Source organism: Tessaracoccus terricola (assembly GCF_054776555.1).
In genome coordinates this window covers 128,996-149,199 of record NZ_BAAHBS010000004.1, presented here as the reverse complement: position 1 = coordinate 149,199, position 20,204 = coordinate 128,996, and the positions used below count along the sequence as shown (strand labels likewise).

The 20,204-nt window shown below is 69.9% G+C and carries 16 protein-coding genes; 3 read left to right on the top strand and 13 right to left on the bottom strand.

Annotated features, from left to right (window positions below):
- Positions 1–19: 19 nt before the first annotated feature.
- The 4 genes from ACYU7G_RS06445 to ACYU7G_RS06430 form a co-directional block, all read right to left on the bottom strand.
- Complete coding sequence (locus tag ACYU7G_RS06445) at positions 20–745, bottom strand: SanA/YdcF family protein (RefSeq protein ID WP_461105974.1); 726 nt, start codon at positions 743–745, stop codon at positions 20–22.
- Positions 738–2,411, bottom strand: a complete 1,674-nt coding sequence (gene pgi, locus ACYU7G_RS06440; protein WP_461105972.1) for a glucose-6-phosphate isomerase — start codon at positions 2,409–2,411, stop codon at positions 738–740. Before pgi ends, ACYU7G_RS06445 begins: the two co-directional genes overlap by 8 nt.
- Before the next feature lie 270 nt (positions 2,412–2,681).
- A complete protein-coding gene (locus tag ACYU7G_RS06435; protein ID WP_461105970.1) occupies positions 2,682–3,587 on the bottom strand; it encodes a hypothetical protein in 906 nt (301 codons plus the stop codon).
- 174 nt (positions 3,588–3,761) lie between these two features.
- Complete coding sequence (locus tag ACYU7G_RS06430) at positions 3,762–4,889, bottom strand: SH3 domain-containing protein (RefSeq protein ID WP_461105968.1); 1,128 nt, start codon at positions 4,887–4,889, stop codon at positions 3,762–3,764.
- 146 nt (positions 4,890–5,035) lie between these two features.
- Here ACYU7G_RS06430 and ACYU7G_RS06425 point away from each other — a divergent pair, with 146 nt between their 5' ends.
- Positions 5,036–6,286 (top strand): hypothetical protein, encoded by a 1,251-nt coding sequence (locus tag ACYU7G_RS06425; RefSeq protein WP_461105966.1) that lies wholly within the window; start codon positions 5,036–5,038, stop codon positions 6,284–6,286.
- Positions 6,287–6,289: 3 nt separating this feature from the next.
- Here ACYU7G_RS06425 and ACYU7G_RS06420 read toward each other — a convergent pair whose 3' ends face one another.
- Complete coding sequence (locus tag ACYU7G_RS06420; RefSeq protein WP_461105964.1) at positions 6,290–7,111, bottom strand: bifunctional 4-hydroxy-2-oxoglutarate aldolase/2-dehydro-3-deoxy-phosphogluconate aldolase; 822 nt, start codon at positions 7,109–7,111, stop codon at positions 6,290–6,292.
- A gap of 115 nt (positions 7,112–7,226) precedes the next feature.
- Between ACYU7G_RS06420 and ACYU7G_RS06415 the strand changes: the two genes are divergently transcribed.
- Positions 7,227–8,591 (top strand): MFS transporter, encoded by a 1,365-nt coding sequence (locus tag ACYU7G_RS06415; protein ID WP_461105962.1) that lies wholly within the window; start codon positions 7,227–7,229, stop codon positions 8,589–8,591.
- 202 nt (positions 8,592–8,793) lie between these two features.
- On the opposite strand, the gene ACYU7G_RS06410 is transcribed toward ACYU7G_RS06415, so the two are convergent.
- The 8 genes from ACYU7G_RS06410 to ACYU7G_RS06375 form a co-directional block, all read right to left on the bottom strand.
- Positions 8,794–10,764, bottom strand: a complete 1,971-nt coding sequence (locus ACYU7G_RS06410; RefSeq protein ID WP_461105960.1) for a DUF2207 family protein — start codon at positions 10,762–10,764, stop codon at positions 8,794–8,796.
- Between the two features lie 73 nt (positions 10,765–10,837).
- Positions 10,838–11,899: a LacI family DNA-binding transcriptional regulator gene (locus ACYU7G_RS06405; RefSeq protein ID WP_461105958.1), complete on the bottom strand. Its 1,062-nt coding sequence runs from the start codon at positions 11,897–11,899 to the stop codon at positions 10,838–10,840.
- A gap of 122 nt (positions 11,900–12,021) precedes the next feature.
- Positions 12,022–12,825: a monovalent cation/H(+) antiporter subunit G gene (gene mnhG, locus ACYU7G_RS06400; protein ID WP_461105956.1), complete on the bottom strand. Its 804-nt coding sequence runs from the start codon at positions 12,823–12,825 to the stop codon at positions 12,022–12,024.
- The gene (locus ACYU7G_RS06395; RefSeq protein WP_461105954.1) at positions 12,818–13,165 is read right to left on the bottom strand and encodes a monovalent cation/H+ antiporter complex subunit F; all 348 of its coding nucleotides are present in this window, start codon (positions 13,163–13,165) and stop codon (positions 12,818–12,820) included. The genes mnhG and ACYU7G_RS06395 overlap by 8 nt, the downstream gene beginning before the upstream one ends.
- Positions 13,147–13,779, bottom strand: a complete 633-nt coding sequence (locus ACYU7G_RS06390) for a Na+/H+ antiporter subunit E (RefSeq protein ID WP_461105952.1) — start codon at positions 13,777–13,779, stop codon at positions 13,147–13,149. Before ACYU7G_RS06390 ends, ACYU7G_RS06395 begins: the two co-directional genes overlap by 19 nt.
- The gene (locus ACYU7G_RS06385) at positions 13,776–15,431 is read right to left on the bottom strand and encodes a Na+/H+ antiporter subunit D (RefSeq protein ID WP_461105950.1); all 1,656 of its coding nucleotides are present in this window, start codon (positions 15,429–15,431) and stop codon (positions 13,776–13,778) included. The genes ACYU7G_RS06390 and ACYU7G_RS06385 overlap by 4 nt, the downstream gene beginning before the upstream one ends.
- Entirely contained in the window at positions 15,428–15,859 is a 432-nt protein-coding gene (locus ACYU7G_RS06380; RefSeq protein WP_461105948.1) for a Na(+)/H(+) antiporter subunit C, read from the bottom strand. Before ACYU7G_RS06380 ends, ACYU7G_RS06385 begins: the two co-directional genes overlap by 4 nt.
- Positions 15,856–18,798, bottom strand: coding sequence for a Na+/H+ antiporter subunit A (locus ACYU7G_RS06375; RefSeq protein ID WP_461105946.1), 2,943 nt, complete (start codon positions 18,796–18,798; stop codon positions 15,856–15,858). Before ACYU7G_RS06375 ends, ACYU7G_RS06380 begins: the two co-directional genes overlap by 4 nt.
- A 303-nt stretch (positions 18,799–19,101) precedes the next feature.
- Between ACYU7G_RS06375 and ACYU7G_RS06370 the strand changes: the two genes are divergently transcribed.
- Positions 19,102–20,163, top strand: coding sequence for a substrate-binding domain-containing protein (locus ACYU7G_RS06370; protein ID WP_461105944.1), 1,062 nt, complete (start codon positions 19,102–19,104; stop codon positions 20,161–20,163).
- Positions 20,164–20,204: the final 41 nt, after the last annotated feature.

The following is a 20,204-nucleotide window of genomic DNA, read 5'->3' as shown; positions in this document are numbered from 1 at the left end:
CGTTGGGAGCTTGTGGGGATCAGGTTTGGGCCGCGTCCAGGAGACTCGGGTCGAAGGGATCCTGCTGCGGCACGCGCTCGGTGGCCAGGTCCCACTCCATCTTCAGGTTGGCGATCCACTCCCGCGCCTCGCCCTTCAGGTAGACCAGCGGGAACCGCTGCTGCGTGGTCAGGTCGCCCACACCCACGGCGTCCACCCCCACCTCGTTGCAGATGGTGATCGCCCTTGCCAGGTGGTACTCCTGCGAGAGGATGACCATATCTTCAACGCCGAACACGTCGCGGGCGCGCACGCAGGAGTCGTAGGTGTCGTAGCCGGCAGGGTCCTCCACCACCTGCTCGTCGGGGATGCCGCGGGCGACGAGGTACTCGCGCATCACCGTCGTCTGGAAGTTCGCGCGGGGCAGGTTGTCGCCACTGACCAGGACGGCCCTGATGCGCCCCGCCTCGTAGAGTTCGACGGCCAGGTCCAGCCGCGCGGCGAGGAACGCCGACGGCCTGCCGTTCGGGTGCGCGGCAGCACCCAGCACCATCGCGATCGGGGTCTCCGGGACGTCGGCGACGGTGTGGATCCGCCCCTGCGACCCCTCGGCCACGTGCCGGGCACCCACCACCACCGCGGCCACCACGGCTGCGCCCGCGAGCAGGCCGCTCGCGAGCAGGACCCGTAGCCAGCGGCGGGGCCGGGGCGCAGGGACGACGACGCGGGCGCCGGCGGTGCCCACGCCGTCGCGGACCTCAGGCACGGTTCGCGAGGTACCAGCTCACCAGCGACTGCGTGGAGGAGTCCTGGTCCGAGAGGGCCTCGGCGTCGCCGAACACGGCGGGCGCGATCTCCAGGGCGAGCTTCTTGCCAAGCTCCACACCCCACTGGTCGAACGAGTCGATCCCCCACACCACGCCCTGCACGAACGTGATGTGCTCGTACAACGCGATCAGCTGCCCCACCACGGCCGGGGTGAGCGCGGGCGCGAGGATCGACGTCGTGGGCCGGTTGCCCTCGAACACGCGGGCCGGGACGATCTCGTCGGCGGTGCCCTCGGCGCGCACCTCGGCCTCGGACTTGCCGAAAGCCAGCGCCGCGGTCTGGGCGAAGAAGTTGGCGAGGAAGAGCCCGTGGACGTCGGTCTCGCCGTCCTTGATGGGGTGGGCGGGGTTGGCGACGGCGATGAAATCGGCCGGGATCAGGCGCGTGCCCTGGTGGATCAGCTGGTAGAACGCGTGCTGGCCGTTGGTGCCGGGCTCGCCCCAGAAGATCTCGCCGGTCTGCGACGTGACCGGGGTGCCGTCGGAGCGCACGGACTTGCCGTTGGACTCCATCGTGAGCTGCTGCAGGTACGCGGCGAAGCGGTGCAGGTACTGCGCGTACGGCAGCACGGCGTGGCTGTGCGCGTCGAAGAAGTTCACGTACCAGACGTTGAGCAGGCCCATCAGGAGCGGCACGTTGCTGGCTGGCGCCTCGGTGCGGAAGTGCTCGTCGACGGCATGGAAGCCGGCCAGGAAGTCGCGGAACCCGGCGGGGCCGATGGCGATTGCGACGGGCAGCCCGACGGCGGAGTCCACCGAGTAGCGGCCACCCACCCAGTTCCAGAAGCCGAACGCGTTGACCGGGTCGATCCCGAACTCCTCCACCTTGTCCAGCGCCGTGGACACCGCGACGAAGTGCTTGGCGATGGCGTCGGCCTTGGAGGCGTCGGTGCCGTCGATGGCCCCGTTGTCTGCGAGCGTGCGCAGCAGCCAGGCGCGTGCCATCCGCGCGTTGGTCAGTGTCTCGAGCGTGGTGAAGGTCTTGGACGCGACGATGAACAGCGTCGTCTCCGGGTCCAGGTCCGCCGTGGTCTCGGCGACGTCGGACGGGTCGATGTTGGAGATGAAACGGCAGGTCAGGCCGTCCTGCTTGTACGGCAGGAGTGCCTCGTAGACCATCACCGGGCCGAGGTCCGAGCCGCCGATGCCGATGTTGACAATGGTCTCGATGCGCTTGCCGGTGACGCCCACCCACTCGCCGGAGCGGACCTTGTCCGCGAACGCGAACATCCGCTCGAGCACCTCGTGCACGTCCGCGACGACGTCCTGGCCATCGACGTTGAGCTCGGCATCCTTCGGCAGCCGGAGCGCCGTGTGCAGCACCGCCCGGTCCTCGGTGACGTTGATGCGCTCACCGCTGAACATCGCGTCCCGACGACCCGCGACGTCCACCTGCTCTGCCAGCCGCAGCAGCGCGGCCACCACGTCATGGTTGATGAGGTTCTTGGACAGGTCGACGTGCAGGTCGGCCAGCTGGAACGAGAAGTCAGCAGCGCGCTTGGGCTCCGACGCGAACCAGGCCCGCAGGTCCGGTTCCAAGTTCTGCTTCAACTGGGCGAGCTCGGCCCAGGCATCCGTGGTTGTGGCATCTACCGGCTTGGTCATGGGGCCAGCCTAACCGGGCCGAGCGGGTTGCGTCCGGGCGGGTCCGCAACCGGGTGGGCAAGCGCTGTCGGAGCGGCCTGACCGACACCGCGGCCGGGCCCACGTCGTCACGGCCCCACGCCGTCGGCGCAGTGTGTGGCATGGCGCCTCAGGCCTGCCGCACCGGAGCAGACACCTGCCTTGTCCACGGTCACCTGCGCTATAACGCAGGTGTTCGTGGACAGGGCAGGTAACCAGCCGCCTCACCGCGCAGGCGTCTCAGCCCAGCACCTACCGACGCCGTCGCTCCCGCTCGGCCGCCCGCAGTATCCGCGCGCAGAGAGCCGCTCCCTGCCATGCGAGGTCCCAGTCCCAGCGGGTCATCCCCCAGCCGGCGTCGCGGACCGCCTCCTCGCGACGCTTCTCGTCGCGGATCGCCCGCTCGGGAGTCTGGCCGGGCTTGAGCAGCGGGCCGTACTTGCCCATGCCGTCGCACTCACCGGCCAGCCCCCAGTCCCGCCACAGGAAGTCCACCCGCGCCGCCCAGTTGCCGTCGTCGTCGTGGATCTCGAACTGGAGTTCCGGGGCCGGGAGCCCGTGCCGCGCGAACTGGACGCGGCTGATGGACTCCCCGGGGGACTCGGCCCGCCCGTCGGCGAAGGCGAACGCCTGCCGAGCCAGGGGCAATCCGCGGAGCCGCGAGTGCGCCGTCGCGATCTCGAGGAGTTCCGAACGCTCGATGCCGAGCCGCAGAGCAGCATCCCCGGCGGCGACCGCCCACTCGAACGACTGGCATCGGGCCAGGTCCAGCGCGGTCCTCGCAACGGTGGTCACATTCATCCCGCCCACCTGCGTAACCTCGTCGTCGGCCAACTTCGTGTCACGCACCACGAGGTGGGCACTGGAGTGGGCGTGGCCACCACTTCGTCGATTCATGGCCACCTTCCCGAGCGCGCTCCTCGGGACAGGCAGCCCGTGCAGCACCGCCGCGGACTCGTGGCTGAGCACGTTGTCGGGGCTGACCGCGGGCACCACGGCATGGATGAGTCGGCGGTGGGTCTCCTCGGGGTCGAGTTCGTCAGCACTGCCATAGACGCCACGACGCACACGGGTGAGCGTGCCGCCGCGGATCCTTGCCTCGATGTCCCGTTGTGACAGGCCGGTGGCGACGAGCTCGGCATAGGTTCGCAACAGCATGGGTCAACTACATCCGAGGCCGGGGGCACCGCCGATCCGGCCTATGGAAAACTCCCGACACCTGCCCTGTACACCGACACCTGCGTTATAGCGCAGGTGTCTGGCTACGACGGCGCGGGCGCGGCGACGGCGCGGGCGCGGCTTGGGCGCGGTGCTGGGGAGGGCCGACCGCAGTCAGCGAACGCTGATGTGCACGTGGTCGTAGTGGTTGGCGCTGCTGGAGCCGCGGTCGGACATCCAGCGCCAGCCGTCACCGGAGCGCTGGGTGGTCCAGATCTGCTGGGAGTAGATGACCTCGATGACGCCGAGTTGGCCTGCGTTGGCGCGGGCCCAGCGGGCGACCTCCCAGCCGGCCTCCCCGGAGATCATGACGTCGATCGCACGTCCGGAGGAGTGGTAGCTGCCACCGCCGGAACGGTAGCCGCCGATGCTGGAGACGTTGGGGAACGCGTTGCACACGGCGTTGCGCACCTGGATGGCGTTGGCGGTCATGCCGGAGGTTGATCCGGACACGGAGTTGCAGGCCGAGGTGTTGATGCCGGAGGAGCTGCCGGTGTCCTGGGGCTCCTCCTCGGAGAGGAAGCTGCCCTTGATCCAGCCGGCGTCGCCGGAGACCACCACCTGCTGCCATCCGTCGGCGGTGGAGGTGGTGATGGTGACGTCGTCCCCGGAGCGGAGGGTGGTGATGACGTCGTGGTCGGTCCCGGGCCCGGTGCGCACGTTGACGCTGGCGGTGGCCCAGAGGGTGCCTGACTCCTCACCGAGGACGCTCCAGTCCACCTCGGGGGCGGGCTCGGGAGCCGGGGTCTCCACCGGAGCGGGGGATGCCGGGGCGGCGGACTCGGTCTCTGCCGGGACGGCGGACGCGGCGACGGGCGCCTCTGCGGGCTCGGTGGTGGGGTGCGACGGCGTCACCGTGTCGGGGGATGGGGTGGGTGACGCCGCCGCAGCTGTGGGGGTGGTGCTGGGCACCACGGCGGAAGGGACTGCGCCGATGCTGGAGACCATCGTGGGCGACGGGTCCCCGGTGGGCAGGTCCAGGATGGGCTGGCGTTCGCGGCTGCGGCTGACGCCGAGGTCCACCTGGGCCTGGTGCAGCGGGTCCGCGACGCTGGTCCCGGAATCCACCGGGACGAACGTCAGGACCGTCGCGGCCACGAGCACGCCGACGATGGCAGCGGGAGCAATCGCCTTGCGGACGAACGGCCGCAGGGCACCCACACCGGCAGCACGGCGGGGTGAGTCACTGGCATTCGTGATCACCTCGACCTGCTCGGTGGCGGCGCGGCGGGGGCTCGTCACATCGGATCCTTCCTGAGAAAATACCTTAGGAATTCTCAGGTTACTCGTCCGATGCTCGCTGGGCAAGTCAACGCCCCGCACGGCGCGCTCGCCTGCGTTAAGGTTCTCAGGAATCCAACGATGGGGGCGCAGAATTGAAAGACGCGATGGCGCGACGACTCCTGCTGCTCTGCGTGGCCGCCGCCGCACTCCTGGTCAACTCCCTCCACGTCGCCCAAGCAGCGGAGCCGACTTCCCTGACTGCGACGGCCGAGCCCGACGGCGTCGGCATCGCGGTCACCGGCACCCTGACCAGCAACGGCGAGCCGGTGGCAGAGGCCACCATCGACGTCGCCCTCGACTCCACCCCCAGCACCTCCACCACCACCGACGACGGCGGCGCCTTCCGCGCGACCGTCGAGGTGGGCGACGCCACGGTGCCGCACACCCTGCAGGTCAGCTTCATCGGCACCGCGGACCTGAACCCCGCCACCACCGAGGTGGAGTTCACTCCCCCGGTGACCCGCCAGGCCACCACCCTTTCGGTGTCCGTGGCCGACGACACCCTCTACCCCGGCGAACTGATCACCATCACCGGTTCACTCGAGGCCGCCGGGGCGGGCGTCGCGAACGGCGAGATCAACGTGTTCCTCCGCGGCCAGGAGCAGGGCGAGTCGCTGACCTTCACCGGCGACAACGGCCGGTTCACCACCTACGCCGAGGTCCCCGTCGACATGTCTGCCGGCGAGGCAGCCCTCCGCGTGGCGCACCCCGGCAACCGCAACACGCTCCCCAGCGAACGCAGCATCACCCTCACCATCCAGCAGTCCGCACCCGAGCCCACCGGCGACGCCGAGACCCCCGCCGAGGACCCGACCCAGGCCGAGACCACCCCCGCCACCGACGACACCACCGCCGCCCCGGCCACGACGGAGGCCGCCGCGTCCCCCGAGGCCACGGCCACCGACGACGCCACCGTCGCCAACATCAACGCCGAGCCCAATCTCTTCAGTTGGTTCTGGGTGGGTGCCGTGGTGGCGGGTGGCTGCGCCGCACTGGTCACCATCGCACTGTTGATGCGGCGGGCCGCCACGCGGGAGGAGAAGCGGGAGCGGGCCCAGGGGATCGAGCCGCTCTACCTGCTGGGCGACGAGGATGACGAGGGCTACGAACCGGAGGAACACGGCTGGGTCACCGAGGAGTTCTTCCTGGACCTCGACGACGACGCGGCCAGCCAGCCCACGGACGCCGTCGCGCACACGCCGGACGCGTCTCCCGGCCAGACCACCCAGCCGATCCCCGCCCCGACGCCGGCCCGGCCGGCGGCCCCTCCAGAGCCGGCACCGGAGATCTACCGCACCACCGAGGAGCCGCTCGAGCAGCCGAAGCCGCGGCGCTCCTGGTCCGGCGAGGAGTAGGCCCTACTCGTCCCGGGCGGCGACGGCGGCGCTGTCGGTCTCGACCACCGGCTCGGCATCGGCGGCGGACCCGCCAGTAGCAACCGGCTCGGACCCGGTGGCCCGCTCCGCGTCCTTCTCCGCCTCCTGCTTGGCCCGTTCGGCCGCCCGGGCGGCCTCGCGTTCGGCGCGCGCCCTGGCGCGCTCGGCCTTGGCGGCTCGCGCCTTGGCGGCCTTCTCCTCGCGGATCTGGACCTGGATGAACGAGCCGCAGCGGTCCCGGAGGGCTCCGAGGTCGCCGCCGGTGAGCGCGTCGCCCAGCAGCGTCTGGTCCACGCACACCGCGGGCGAACCGGCCTTGAGCCACTCCCCCGCCGCGAAGGCGCCCACACCGCCGCGCGGCACCACATGCTCGGCCAGCGAGAGGGTCGCGAGGTGCTTGGCCATCGCATGACCCACCACGTCGGCGGGGAACAGCATGGCGCCGTCGGCCCCGAGTTCCAGCACCGCCCGCACCTCCGTGGGTGTCATGGCCTGCACGTGCACCGGGATCCCGGCGGCCGAACCGGCGGCGAGCGCGTCGGGATCGGGCAGGTCGAGCAGCGCGAACGTCCCACCGGCGGCGACCAGTCCCGTCACGTGCTCGGCCGTGCGGACGCCGTGCGCGCCGAACCGGCCACGGGTGGCGAAGATGCCGATGGTCTCCTCGAGCGCCTCGCTTCCCGCGGCCAGGGCGAAGTTCCGGAACCCCTCCTGGACGAGCACCTCGACCGCCCCGACGAGTTCGTCGACGTCGACGTCGTCGAGACAGACCACAAGGCCGGACAGGGGCGCATCAGATGTCATGGTCCCAATCATGCCCGGCCCGGGCGTCCGGGCACAGTTCGCAATCGCGAAGCCGGATCGTCCAAGTGGGGACCGCTGCTTCCCACCGCCCGCGCGGCGCCCATATTCTGCCGCCATGTCAAGGATGACGCGCACCCAGCGGCTCGACCGCCTCCCCTACACCCGCAAGCACAACCGGCTGCTGATGGGCTCCGGGGTGGGCTGGGCCCTGGATGCGATGGACATCGGGCTGATCTCGTTCATCATGGCCGCGCTCGCGCAGCAGTGGGACCTCAGCAACACGCAGGTCTCCTGGTTGGCGTCGATCGGGTTCGTCGGCATGGCCATCGGCGCCAGCCTCGGCGGACTGCTGGCGGACAGGTTCGGCCGTCGCCAGGTGTTCGCCCTGACCATGCTCGTCTACGGGCTGGCCACCGGCCTGTCCGCGTTCTCCACCGGCCTGGTGGTGCTGATCGTGTTCCGGTTCGTCGTCGGCCTGGGGCTGGGCGCGGAACTCCCGATCGCCTCCACCCTGGTGAGCGAGTACGCACCCAAACGCATCCGGGGCCGCGTCGTCGTCGCGCTGGAGTCGTTCTGGGCGGTGGGGTGGCTGGCGGCCGCCTGCATCGGCTACTTTCTGGTGCCGACGGTGGACGACGGTTGGCGCTGGGCCCTGGCGCTGGGCGCGGTCCCCGCCGTCTGGGCGCTGGTGGTCCGGTTCGCGCTGCCGGAGTCGGTGCGGTTCCTGGAGTCACGCGGCCGCCATGCGGAGGCCGAGGTCGCGGTGCAGGAGTTCGAGGCCGCCGCGGGCATCGAGACCCCGGAGGCGCACAAGGCGCCGGGCGATGCGGCACCGGCTCGCAAGGTCGGGTACCGGGAACTGTTCGGGGCGCGCTTCCGCCGCACCACCGTCGCCCTCTGGCTGACCTGGTTCGGCGTGAACTTCGCCTACTACGGCGCCTTCATCTGGCTGCCCACGCTGCTCAGCCAGAACGGCATGACGCTGGTCAAGAGCTTCGAGTTCACGCTGCTGATGACCCTGGCGCAGCTGCCCGGCTACTTCGCCGCGGCGGTGCTCGTCGAGGTCCGGGGCCGCCGCGCCACCCTCGCGGCCTTCCTAGCGGGTTCCGCGCTGGGTGCGGCCCTGTTCGGGCTCGCCCCGCAGGTCTCCGCGGCCCTCTACCCGGGCGACGACGGGGCCGCGGCGACGCTCGCCCTCGTGTTCGGCTGCATGCTGTCGTTCTTCAACCTGGGTGCGTGGGGCGCCCTCTACGCGATCACCCCGGAGGTGTACCCGACGACGGTGCGCGCCTCGGGTTCGGGCGCTGCGACGGCGTTCGGGCGGGTCGCGGCGATGTCGGCTCCCCTCCTGGTGCCGGCGCTGGTGGCCCTGGGCGGTCTAGCGGTGCTGTTCGTGGTCTTCGGCGCCATGTTCGTGATGGCGATGGCGGCGGCGCTGCTGCTGCCCGAGTACCGAGGGGAAACTCTCGAGGAAGTTTGATGCCGAAGTGGCAACTTGACCCACCCATTGGCTAGTCTTTCCTGTGCCGCGCAAGTGGCACTGAAGCGCTCCCGCCCGATCCCGGCAATCCCCCGTGCCGACCGGGCGGGAGCCCTCTTTTTGCCCGTTTCGGGCCAGCGCCCGCGCAGCAGGACCACCCCCGAGCCATTACCACTGGTAACAGTCGGGGGCCAGGCCGCACTCACCTCCGGCCGCCGCCACCGCCCCCGGTGCCGCCACCCGACGAGCCGCCGCCCCTGCTGCCGCCGGAGCTGCTGGAACCGCCGCCGCTCCAGCCCCGGCCGCTGGAGCGCGAGCTGGAGCTGCTGTCCCCGCGAGCCGCACTGGCCTCGCTGATGGCGTTGCCCAGTTCCCGCATGGTGGTGGCGAACCCGCCCTCCCCGATGTCCGGGCGCGCGGACCAGAAGCTGGAGCGTTCGTGCCTGCGTTCGCGGTAGAGGGTGTTGTAGTCGTCGAAGATGCCGGTCTCCCCGCGGCCGAGGGCGAAGGCCGGCAGCTTCGGGGCGGAGACGTCGGGGAACTTGTCGTACATGTCGCCGAGCACCTGGCCCCAGGCCTTCTCCTCGCCGAAGACGATCGCCCATGGCAGGAGCTCCTCGTAGATCCGCAGCTCGCCGTCCCGATCCCGCGGTGCGCTGACGGGATCCTGCAGCATGCTGATCCGCTGGGACTCCGAGGCCTTGATGAAGCGCTCCAATCCCTCGAGGTGGACCATCGTCTCCTTGCCGTGCTTGGTGAGGCCGGCGTGGGTGGGCAGCACGTGCACGGCCACCAGCAGGAGCAGGATGCCGAGGACGCCGCCGCCGATGAACCACCAGCCGAGGCCCGCCAGGCCCAGCCACAGCTGCACCATGCCGTAGACGAGGATGGCGGTGTAGCCCAGCCCCAGCAGCCACGGCCCGATGCCCAGCCGGTGGCGCAGGTCCAGGTTCTCCAGCTGGGTGTCGCGTTCCACCTGGGCCTTGCGCAGGTCCGAGAAGTAGCGGTGGCTGCCGAGCGCGATCAGCTTGCCCTCCTCGCCGAACAGCAGCTGTGTGATGCGGCGCAGCCGGTGGGGCATGCCGTGCTTCTCGTCGGCGCGGCCGTTCTTCGGGTTCCACACCAGGCCCAGCTCCTTGCCGAGCCGACGGCGGTCACGCGCGTGCAGCGTGACGCCACCCACCACGAGGCCGTCGGTGTCGGCCTCGGAGTCGACGAGGCGGCCGTAGCCCTCGGTCACCAGCCAGGTCAGGTGCGCCGGGGCGCCCCGTTCGGCGTGGCCGAGGAAGTCGGCCGCGTTGACGGGGTAGAGGTCCTTGGGTGGCGAGAACTGCGTGACGACGCCGTGCGTGCCGGTGCGCGTGCGGCTGACCATCCTGCGCAGCAGCAGGGCGAAGGCGAGGGCACCCGCCCCGATGGCCACGAGGATCGCGATCCCCAGCCAGCCGTGGGAGCGGGCCGCGAACGGCGGCACCGGGTCGGCGACCGTGCCCGGCTCGAACCCGACGGCGATGGTCACGTTCTCCCATGCGTCGAGCCCTTCCGGCAGGCTCACCGTCCAGGAGTTCCCGTCCCGCACCAGGGTGCAGCGGTCGGTGGAGCCTGCGCGCCCCTGGTAGCAGGCCTCGTCGCCGGTGAGGTGCTGCGCGAGGTCGTCGTCGACGGTGAGTTGGGCGCGGAAGCTCTTGAACCCGTTGGCCCACTCGGTGCCGTTGGTGTTGAAGTACAGCTCCTGGAAGCGGTCGGTGCCCACCATGGCGGGGCTCATCGTGTAGGAGATGACGTAGGTCTCCAGCCCGCTGCGGCGCACGTTGCCGCCGATGGCCAGCTCGATGTCTTCGTTGCGGTAGTTGGTGGACTGCTGGAACTCGACGGGGTCCCCGCGCTGGTCCGTGACGTCGATGTCGGAGTACTCGATCTCCTCGTCGCCGTAGACCGTGATCAGGTTCCGGCTGATGCCGCGCTCGTTGTACAGCTCGACTGCGATGGTCTCGGTGACCTCCAGCTGAACCTGGTCCGCGGTGCGGGAGGCGTGGTACTGCGCATGGAACTTCTCCATGTCGGCGTAGGTCTCGCCGCCCTGCGCAGTGTAGTGGAGCAGGATGGCGAACCCACCCATGAGCACGCCCCACCAGATCAGGTAGGCGATCCATTTCCTCCAAAGGTGCAGCACGACGGCCTCCCCACGACTAGGCAATGCCTGTCATGATGACGCGTCCGGGGGTCACCGCGCTCGGCGGCCCGGCTCAGCCACCGGCTGCGTGGGCGCCGCAGGAGCTGCGCACCACCAGTTCAGGCTGCAGCCGGACGTGCTGGTGGACGTGGTTCGGGTCGCTGGTGTCCTCCAGCAGAAGTTGCGCGGCGCGGTAGCCCATCTCCTGGGTGGGTTGGCGCACCGAGGTCAGCGGCACGATCCAGTCGGCGGCGACGTCGATGTCGTCGTAGCCGATCAGGGCCACGTCGTCCGGGATCTTGACCCCGGCCCGGGACAGGGTGCGGTAGACGCCGAAGGCCAGCATGTCGTTGCCGCACATGATCCCGGTGGGCAGGCCCTCGAGCAGCAGCACCTCGGCCGCGGCCATGCCGGCCTGTATCCCCATGCCGGACTCGATGTAGGTCTCCTGCAGCGACGTCTCCGGGTCCAGCCCGGCCGCCGCCAGGGCGGTGCGCATCCCGAGTGCGCGCTGGGACATCTGGCGCAGGCGCCGCGGCCCCCCGACGAAGCCGAGCCGACGGTGCCCGAGGCGGAGCAGGTGGTCGACGGCGAGGCCGGCGCCCGCGACGTCGTCGACCGCCACCGAGCAACAGTCCTCGACGCCCTCGTGGTCCATCAGCACCACCGGCAGCCGCCCGCGGATGCGCTCGGCCACGTCGTCGTCGCCCGGTGCCGGGACCAGCACCACGCCCCGGACCCGCTGCCCGCCCAGGATGCTGAGGAGTTCGGCTTCCTTGTCGCGGTCGTTCTGGGAGTTGCACAGCATCACCACGTGCCCGGTCTCGCGCGCGAGGCGCTCGACGGCATGGGCGGCCTCCATGAAGAACGGGCTCATCACGTCCAGCACCACGAGGGCGATGACGTTGCTGGTGGCGCCGGTCAGGACGCGGGCGGACTGGTTGGGTACGAACCCGAGCTCCCCGATGGCGCCGAGCACCAGTTCCCGCGTCGGGGCGGCCACCCGCTCCGGGTGGTTGAGGACGTTGGAGACGGTCCCGAGGGAGACCCCGGCCCTGGCTGCGACGTCGCTGAGGCGGACGGTGGGGGCCTCGCCGCCCGGCCCCGCACCGCCGGCGGGCTCGGATCGCGTCACTGCCTCCCCTTCCCTCGTCCCCGGTTCCCCGGCTGCGGACCGGGACGCGACAAGACTAGTGCCGTTTGAAGCGCTTCAAGGGGTGATCGTGGAAACTGGCCGACGCTGCTCGGAGCCGGTGGTCAGCGCCCGTCGTCGGCGGGGTCGTCAGAGGTGTCGAGCATGTCCTCGGAGTCGCTGGCGATGATGTCCTCGAGCTCGTCGTCGGTGTCATCCTCGTCGTCTGAGTCGTCGTCGGAGTCGTCCTCGTCGGACTCCGGCTCGTCGCCGGTGCGTCCGACGTCGCCCTCGTCCTCGGCGGTGACGTCGTGCGGGGGCCCTTCCTCGTCGTCGAGGGTGACGTCGACGGGGTGGCCCTCGTCGTGCTCGCGCTCGGCGGCGACGGCGTCCTCCACCTCTTCCACCTTTTCGGCGTCGGTGTCCTCGTGCGCGCCCAGGTCATCGGGCGGCGTCTCCTCGTGCGGGTTGGACTCGTCGGACTCGTCGCCCTCGTCGGGCAACTCCCCCTTGGGGGTGAAGTCGTCGAGGCTGAAGTCCATCTCGGGGCCGGGTGGGACGTGCTCCTTGCGCTCGGTCTGCTTGTAACCGGCGCGGGCGAGGTCGTCGGACAGTTCGTCCATGACCAGGCCGTCGCGGTCGACGAGGCCGGAGCGGTAGGCGGAGCGGGACAGCATCGTCGCGGACACGGGCGAGGTCAGCAGCTGCATCGCCACCATGATGGTGCACACCGCGAACACCCACCAGGTACGCAGCGTGAGCGTGGTGCCGGCGGCCACCAGCAGGATGCCCAGCACCTGCGGCTTGGTGATGGAGTGCATCTTGGTCAGCACGTCCGGGAAGCGCACCAGCGCGATGGCGGTCACCAGGCACAGGAACGATCCCAGCAGCAGCGCCAGGGCGCCGAGGAGGTCGAGCCACTCACTCATCTTCTTCCTCCTCCCGCCGGCGGGCCTGCTCGTCCTCGTAGCGGCGGGCCAGCATCACCCTGTCTCCCATCAGGCGGGCCATGGAGGCGGCGCCGGTGAAGCCGAGGATGCTGAGCAGGAGCAGGATGATCAACAGGCCGTGCTGCTCGGAGTTGACGATCCAGAGGGCCACACCGCCGATGGCGATGGCCACCATCAGGTCCGAGGCGATGATCCGGTCCAGCGCCGACGGGCCGGCCACGATCCGGCCGATTCCGATGAAGCCTGCGGCGCCGATCATCAGCGCGGCCAGGACGAGGATGATGTCCGTGAGGAGTTCGATCACTGCTCCGTCTCCCATCGGTCGAAGAAGCTTGGCCTGCGGCGACGGCTGGGACGGTTGTGCTGCTTGTCGAAGCGCTCCATCTCCTCGCGGCTGCCGAACGCCCGCAGGACGCGGTGCTCGATCTCGGTGGCCAGCTCGCGGATGGATTCGGCGTCGTGCTCCTCATCCATGTCGATCACGTGCAGGTAGAGGCGACGCGGCGACGACACTAGCTCCACCACCACCGTGCCCGGCACCAAAGAGATCATCTCCGCGATCTGCACCTGGTAGAGATCCACGTCGGTGAACTGCTCCACCTTCACGATTCCCGGACGCAGCTTCACCCGCGGGTTGATGGTCAGCATCACCAGGCGCCAGGAGGACAACACCAGGTCACGCAGCAGCCCGTAGACGAGCCGGATGGACCCGAAGATGCGCAGCCGCCCGGGCCAGTAGACCGGCGGCAGCGGGAACTGGGCCTTGATCAGCCAGGCGAGCACGATGCCGGACACGATGCCGAAGGGCGCGAAGTCCCCCCACAGGAACACCCACACGCCGGCCATCACGAGCACCGACATCGGCACCAGCCTGGGGCCGGAGCGCCAGTCGCTCTTCTTCGCGGTCTTCACGTCCTCGGGCCTCTGGATCATCGGTCGCCCTCCGGCAGCACGGCGGAGACGTAGGAGTCGTCGCTGAGGCTGGTGGCGGCGCGGTCCGCGTAGTCCATGAGCGGGCCGGCGACGACGGTGAGCGCGAGGCTGAACAGGATCAGTCCGGTGGTGGCCGCGGCCATCAGGGGCGGCATCGGGTTCTTGCGACGCTCGATCTCCGCGGCGAGGTCCTCCTCGTCCTCCACCACGACCCCCATGCTGGCGGGTGCGGCGACGGCGGCGGCGCGGCGGGCGTCGGCCCCCTCGGCGGGAGCACCGGCCGCGGGAACGCTGCCGGGACGCGCTCCCGGCCCGCCCTCGGCGTCGGCCCGCTCCTGCGGGGAGACACCCCAGAAGGCGCGGTTCCACACCTTGACCATGGCCATCAGCGTGAGCAGGCTCGTGGCCACGCCGCCGATCATGACGGTCCAGGCCAGCGGGGTGCCCACCTGCGCTCCGGCCACCAGCAGGCCGAGCTTGCCGACGAAGCCGCTCATGGGTGGGATGCCGCCCAGGTTCAGCGCGGGCACGATGAACAGCACCGCGAGGAAGGGGGCGGTCTTCATCAGGCCGCCGAGCCCGTCGAGGTGGGTCGTGCCGCCATGGCGCTCGATCAGTCCGGCGACGAGGAACAGCACTGCCTGGATGGTGATGTGGTGGGCGGTGTAGTAGATGGTGGCGGCCATGCCGGCGTGGTTGGCCAGCGCGATTCCCATCACCATGTACCCGAGGTGCGAGACCAGGGTGAAGGACAGCATTCGCTTGATCTCCACCTGCGCGACGGCACCCAGGATGCCGATCAGCATGGTCAGCAGCGACGCCACCAGCAGCAGGGAGGACAGGTCGCTGTCAGGGAACAGCAGGGTCTGGGTGCGGATGATGGCGTAGACGCCCACCTTGGTGAGCAACCCGGCGAACACGGCGGTGACCGGGGCGGGCGCCGTCGGGTAGGAGTCGGGCAGCCAGGCCGACATCGGGAACACGGCCGCCTTGATGCCGAAGACCACCAGCAGCATCAGTTGCAGCAGCAACTGCACGGGCGCGGTGAGGTCCTCCAGGCGCACCGAGAGCATCGCAAGGTTGACGGTTCCGGTGGCGCCGTAGATGGAGGCGACGGCGGTGAGGAACAGCGCCGAGCTCAGCAGGCTGACCACGATGTAGGTGGTGCCCGCGCGGATCCGGTCCGCGGTGCCGCCCAGCGTGAGCAGCACGTAGGAGGCGAACAGCAGGATCTCGAACCCGACGAACAGGTTGAACAGGTCGCCGGCGAGGAACGCGTTGGACACGCCGGCGATCAGGAGCAGGAACGTGGGGTGGAAGATGGAAACCGGGGTCTCACGGCGGACCTCGTCCTCGTCCTGGCCCTGTGCGAACAGGAGCACCGAGAGGGCCACGACGGCGGCCACCAGGAGCATCAGTGACGACAACCGGTCGGCCACGAGCGTGATGCCCAGCGGGTTCCAGCCACCCAGCCAGAACGCGATCGTGCCGCGGGTGTCGGTGAGGTGGATGAGGATGGCCGCGACGACGACGACACCGGTCAGGCTCAGGATCGACACGGATCGTTGCAGGCGGGGCTTCTTGGGGAGCGCGAGGGCCATGGCCGCACCGAAGATCGGCAGCAGCACGGGCAGGGTCAACAGGTTGATCATTCGCTCACCACCGCATCCTCGCCGGAGTCGGAGAAGACGGTCTCCTCGTAGGACTCGGAGGCCTCGTCTGAAGCAGCCAGCTCACGGATGCGGGCGTCCTCGAGGTCATCGGCCACCTCGTCGTTGCCATGGAGCTGGAAGCTCCGGTAGGCCATGGTCAACACGAACGCCGCCGTCGCCAGGGTGATGACGATGGCGGTGAGCACCATCGCCTCCGGGAGCGCGTCAGCCATCTGCTCCTCGGGGGTGTCACCGATGATCGGCGGCCCGCCGGAGCCGCCCGAGGCGACGAGGAAGAGCAGGTTGACGCCGTTGCTGGCCAGCATCACGCCCAGCAGGATGCGGGTGAGGGAACGCTCCAGGAGCAGGTAGACGCCGCAGGCCACGAGCATGCCGGCCAGGATGGCGAGGGTGAGGTTGGCGCTCATGCCTTGCTCCTTCCGCGGGCGGGGATGGCCTCGGCGGACAGCGGCAGCGGCGTCGGGGTGTCGTCGGTCTCCTGCTGGATGTCGATGCCGGAGCCGAGGCTGCGCACGAGGTCCAGCATGACGCCCACGACGACGAGGTAGACGCCGATGTCGAAGATGGTGGAGCTGACCAGGTGCAGTTCACCGAACAGCGGCACCTCGGCGCCCCAGGGGGCCAGCCAGTAGTCGGGGCCGGGGAGGTTGAACGTGACCTCGTAGCTCTGCAGGATCACACCGCCGAGGAACAGGGGCGTGACGGCGGCGAACAGCGCGAACAGCAGACCGGCACCCAGCAGGCGGCCGGCGTCGAACGGGACCGCCTCGTCGAGTTCGTGCCTGCCGGCGGCGAGGTAGCGCAGCACCAGCGCCATGCCCGCGACGAGGCCGCCCGCGAAGCCGCCACCGGGCCGGTTGTGACCGGCGAACAGCAGGTAGACGGACACGACGATGACCACGCCGAACAGGATCCGGACGATCACCTCGAACACCAGCGAGCGCACAGCCGGGTTCAGCGTCTGGCCGGCGCGCAGCCACACGCCGGGCGAGGAGTCGGCCTGCAGTTCCTGGTCCCGCGCCTTGAGGGCGTCGGCGGTGCTGGTGACGGTGCCGACGCGGGAGCGGAGGAAGATCAGGGAGGCGACGCCGATGGCGGCGATCACCAGCACGGAGATCTCGCCGAGGGTGTCCCAGGCGCGGATGTCGACGAGCGCGACGTTGACGATGTTCTTGCCGTAGCCGTAGTCGTAGGCGGCCTCGGGCCAGAGGTCCGAGATGGGCTCCGAGACGCGGGCGCCGATGCCGACGAGGGCCGTCAGCGTCACGGTGAGGCCGGCGAAGATGGCCACCACCACGCGCCACCAGCGCGTCGAGGTGAGCGGCCGGTTCGTGAAGTAGCGCGGCATCTTGCGCAGCACGAGGATGAACACCACGAGCGTGACGGTCTCCACCAGTACCTGCGTGAGGGCCAGGTCCGGGGCACCGTGCATGGCGAACATGAGGGCGACGCCGTAGCCGGTCACGCCGACCAGCAGCACCGCCCGGATACGGCCGCGCGACCACGCGGCGAGGATGCCGGCGGCCACCATGAGGGCCGCCACCACCAGCTGGGACCAGTTGTCGAAGATGCGGTACACGGGCCACACCCGGATCCGCAGCATGGCGTAGAAGGCCAGCGTCACGAGCGTGACCAGGATGGCCCCGAGGTAGACCGACAGGGAGCCGCTCTGGGAGCGGGCGGTGACCTCCACCGCTATCCGGTCCAGGCCGCGCAGGCTCTTGTGGTAGGTCTCCTCGGCGGTCCGCAGCTTCGGGAACGTCGCCTGCACCGCCGAGATCTGCTCCCGGAACACGAAGAACACGACGCCGAGGACGACGGCGATGATGGTCATCACCAGCGGGGTGGAGAAGCCGTGCCACAGTGCGAGGCCGTGTCCGGGAACGCCGGTGCTGTGGCTGGCCGCGTACGGGCGCAGCACCTCGGTCAGCGGGCCCCCGAGGAACCCGGCCGCCAGGCCGAGGAGCGCGAGGGCGACGGGGATGCCCAGCTTGAGCAGCGCCGGCGACTTCCACTTCAGCTCCGCGCCGCCCTGCTTGGACGCGAACGCGCCCCACCACCAGCGCAGCGTGTACGCGACGGTGATTACCGAGCCGAACACGACGGCGGCCGCGAAGGCCATGCCGGCCAGCGGGGTCACCACCCCGGCGTCGCCGAGCACCAGGTAGGCCAGCGACTCGAAGGCCGCCTCCTTGGAGATGAAGCCGATGGTGGGCGGCAGGCCCGCCATGGACATGGCCGAAAGCGCGGCGGCGACGGCGAGCACCGGTGAGCGGTAGAAGACGCCGTTGAGCTCGTCGATGTCGCGGGTGCCGGCGGACTGGTCGATGATGCCGACGAACAGGAACAGGGAAGACTTGAACAGCGCGTGGCTGATGACCACGCCCATGCCGGCCAGGGCGGCGGTCTGGGTGCCGAGCCCCACCAGCAGGATCATGAAGCCGAGTTGGCTGACCGTGCCGTAGGCCAGGAGGAGTTTGAGGTCCTTCTGCCGCAGGGCGCGCAGTCCACCCAGGATCATGGTCACCGAGCCCAGCAGCATGATCACGGGTCTCCACCCCGGGACCGACGCGAACACGGGTGCGAGCAGGGCGATCAGGTAGACGCCGGCCTTCACCATGGCGGCGGCGTGCAGGTAGGCAGAGATCGGCGTCGGGGCGGCCATCGCGCCGGGCAGCCAGAAGTGGAACGGCACCATGGCGGACTTGCTGATGGCGCCCACCAGCATCGCGAGCAGGCTGGCGGTGACCAGGGTCCCCGTCGGCGGGTCCGCGAGGATCTCCGCGATGGAGAAGGTGCCTGCGCGGTACCCGAGCCCGATCATGCCGAGCAGCATGATGAGGCCGCCGAAGGTGGTGACGATCAGGGCGGTGTGCGCGGCGCCGCGGTTGGCGCGGCGGGTTGGGTCGTGGCCGATCAGCAGGTAGGACAGGACCGTCGTGAGTTCCCAGTAGACGTAGAGGACCACGAGGTCGTCGGCGGTCACCAGGCCGAGCATCGCACCGGCGAAGGCCAGCAGCAGCGCGGCGCTCCGGGCGGGGATCTTGGCGGAGAAGTAGAACCGGCAGTAGACCAGCACCAGTGCGCCCACCCAGGACACGATCATGGCCAGCATCCACTGCAGCAGGCCCAGTCTGTGCGTGATGTTCACGTCCAGGAATGGGATCCACTCGACGGTCTCCACCACCACTCCCCCACTCAGGACGGTGGGGGCGACGGTGAGCAGCCAGATCCCTGCGGCCAGGGGCGCGAGGGCGAGCGCGTAGAAGGTGCGTGCCTTCAGGAATCGGGTGAGAGCGGGCGTGAGCATGCTGAGGGCCGCATGGACAGCGATCAGCAAGAGCACCGGCGGAATCCCATCGTCGGTTCGGGCAAGGCAAGGGTCGGCGGCGCGAACGCCCCGTTATGCACCTTATCGGGTCAGCCAACCCGCTTGGGTCCGCCGGCCCACCGCCAATGTCACGGTCCGGTATCAATCCACCCGCAACCCTTCCCCCGGTGTCTGCGGCCGGATACGGTCGGGCTACAGTTTGAAGCGCTTCAAATGTCCGGTTCGCAGGGCGATCACAGGGGTTCCCCTCCGGACAGTTTGGGGCGGTGCCACCGCTGCGGGGTTGCAGGGTGAGCCAACAGCGAAAGGAAAGTCAGGATGAAGCAAGGGCGCTTGTTCGGCAAGATCATCGGTGCGGTGGCCGCGGTCAGCCTCGCACTCACGGCATGCAGCGGGGAGACGGCGGAGCCGGGCGACGGCGCGGACACCGGAGCCCCCGCGGACGGCGGTGGCGGCGGCTACACGATCGCCATCGTCCCCAAGGACTCGACCAACCCGTGGTTCGTGCGCATGGAGGTGGGCGTCCAGAAGTACGCCGACGAGCACTCGGACCTGGAGGTCTTCCAGCGCGGTCCCGCCGAGACCGACGCCACCCAGCAGGCCCAGGTCATCCGTGACCTGATCGCGCAGCAGGTGGACGCCATCGGTGTCGTGCCAGTGGATCCCGGCGCACTGGAGCCGGTGCTGAAGGAGGCCATGGACGCCGGCATCGTCGTCGTGACCCACGAGGGCGCCAGCCAGGAGAACACGATGTATGACATCGAGGCGTTCAACAACACCCAGTACGGCGCGTTCATCATGGACAACCTCGCCGAGGCGATGGGCGAGGAGGGCACCTACACCACGATGGTGGGCCACGTCACCAACGCCTCCCACAACGAGTGGGCCGACGGCGGCGTCGCCCGTGCACAGGAGGCCTACCCGAACATGACCCTGCTCGAGGAGAACCCTCGGGTGGAGTCGCAGGACGACGGTGAGACCGCCTACCAGCGCGCCAAGGAGCTGCTGACCGCCTACCCGGACCTCAAGGGCATCATGGGCACCTCGTCGTTCGACGCCCCCGGCGTCGCACGTGCCATCGAGGAACTCGGCCTGCAGGGCGAGGTCTTCACCTCCGGCACCGGCATGCCGGCCGACAACAAGGAGATCCTGGAGAAGGGCCTCGTGCACGCCCTGACCCTGTGGGACCCGGCCGACGCCGGCTACGCCATGGCCGAGCTGGCCCGCCTGATCCTCGATGGCGAGGAGATCGCCAACGGGGTTGACCTGGGTGTCCCCGGCTACGAGGACATGCAGTTCGCGGAGGGCAGCGACAAGGTCCTCGAGGGTGCCGGCTGGATCGTCATCACGGCCGACAACGTCGACGACTTCGGCTTCTGATCCGGACGGCCGGCCGGGCCCCAGCGGCCCGGCCGGCCCGT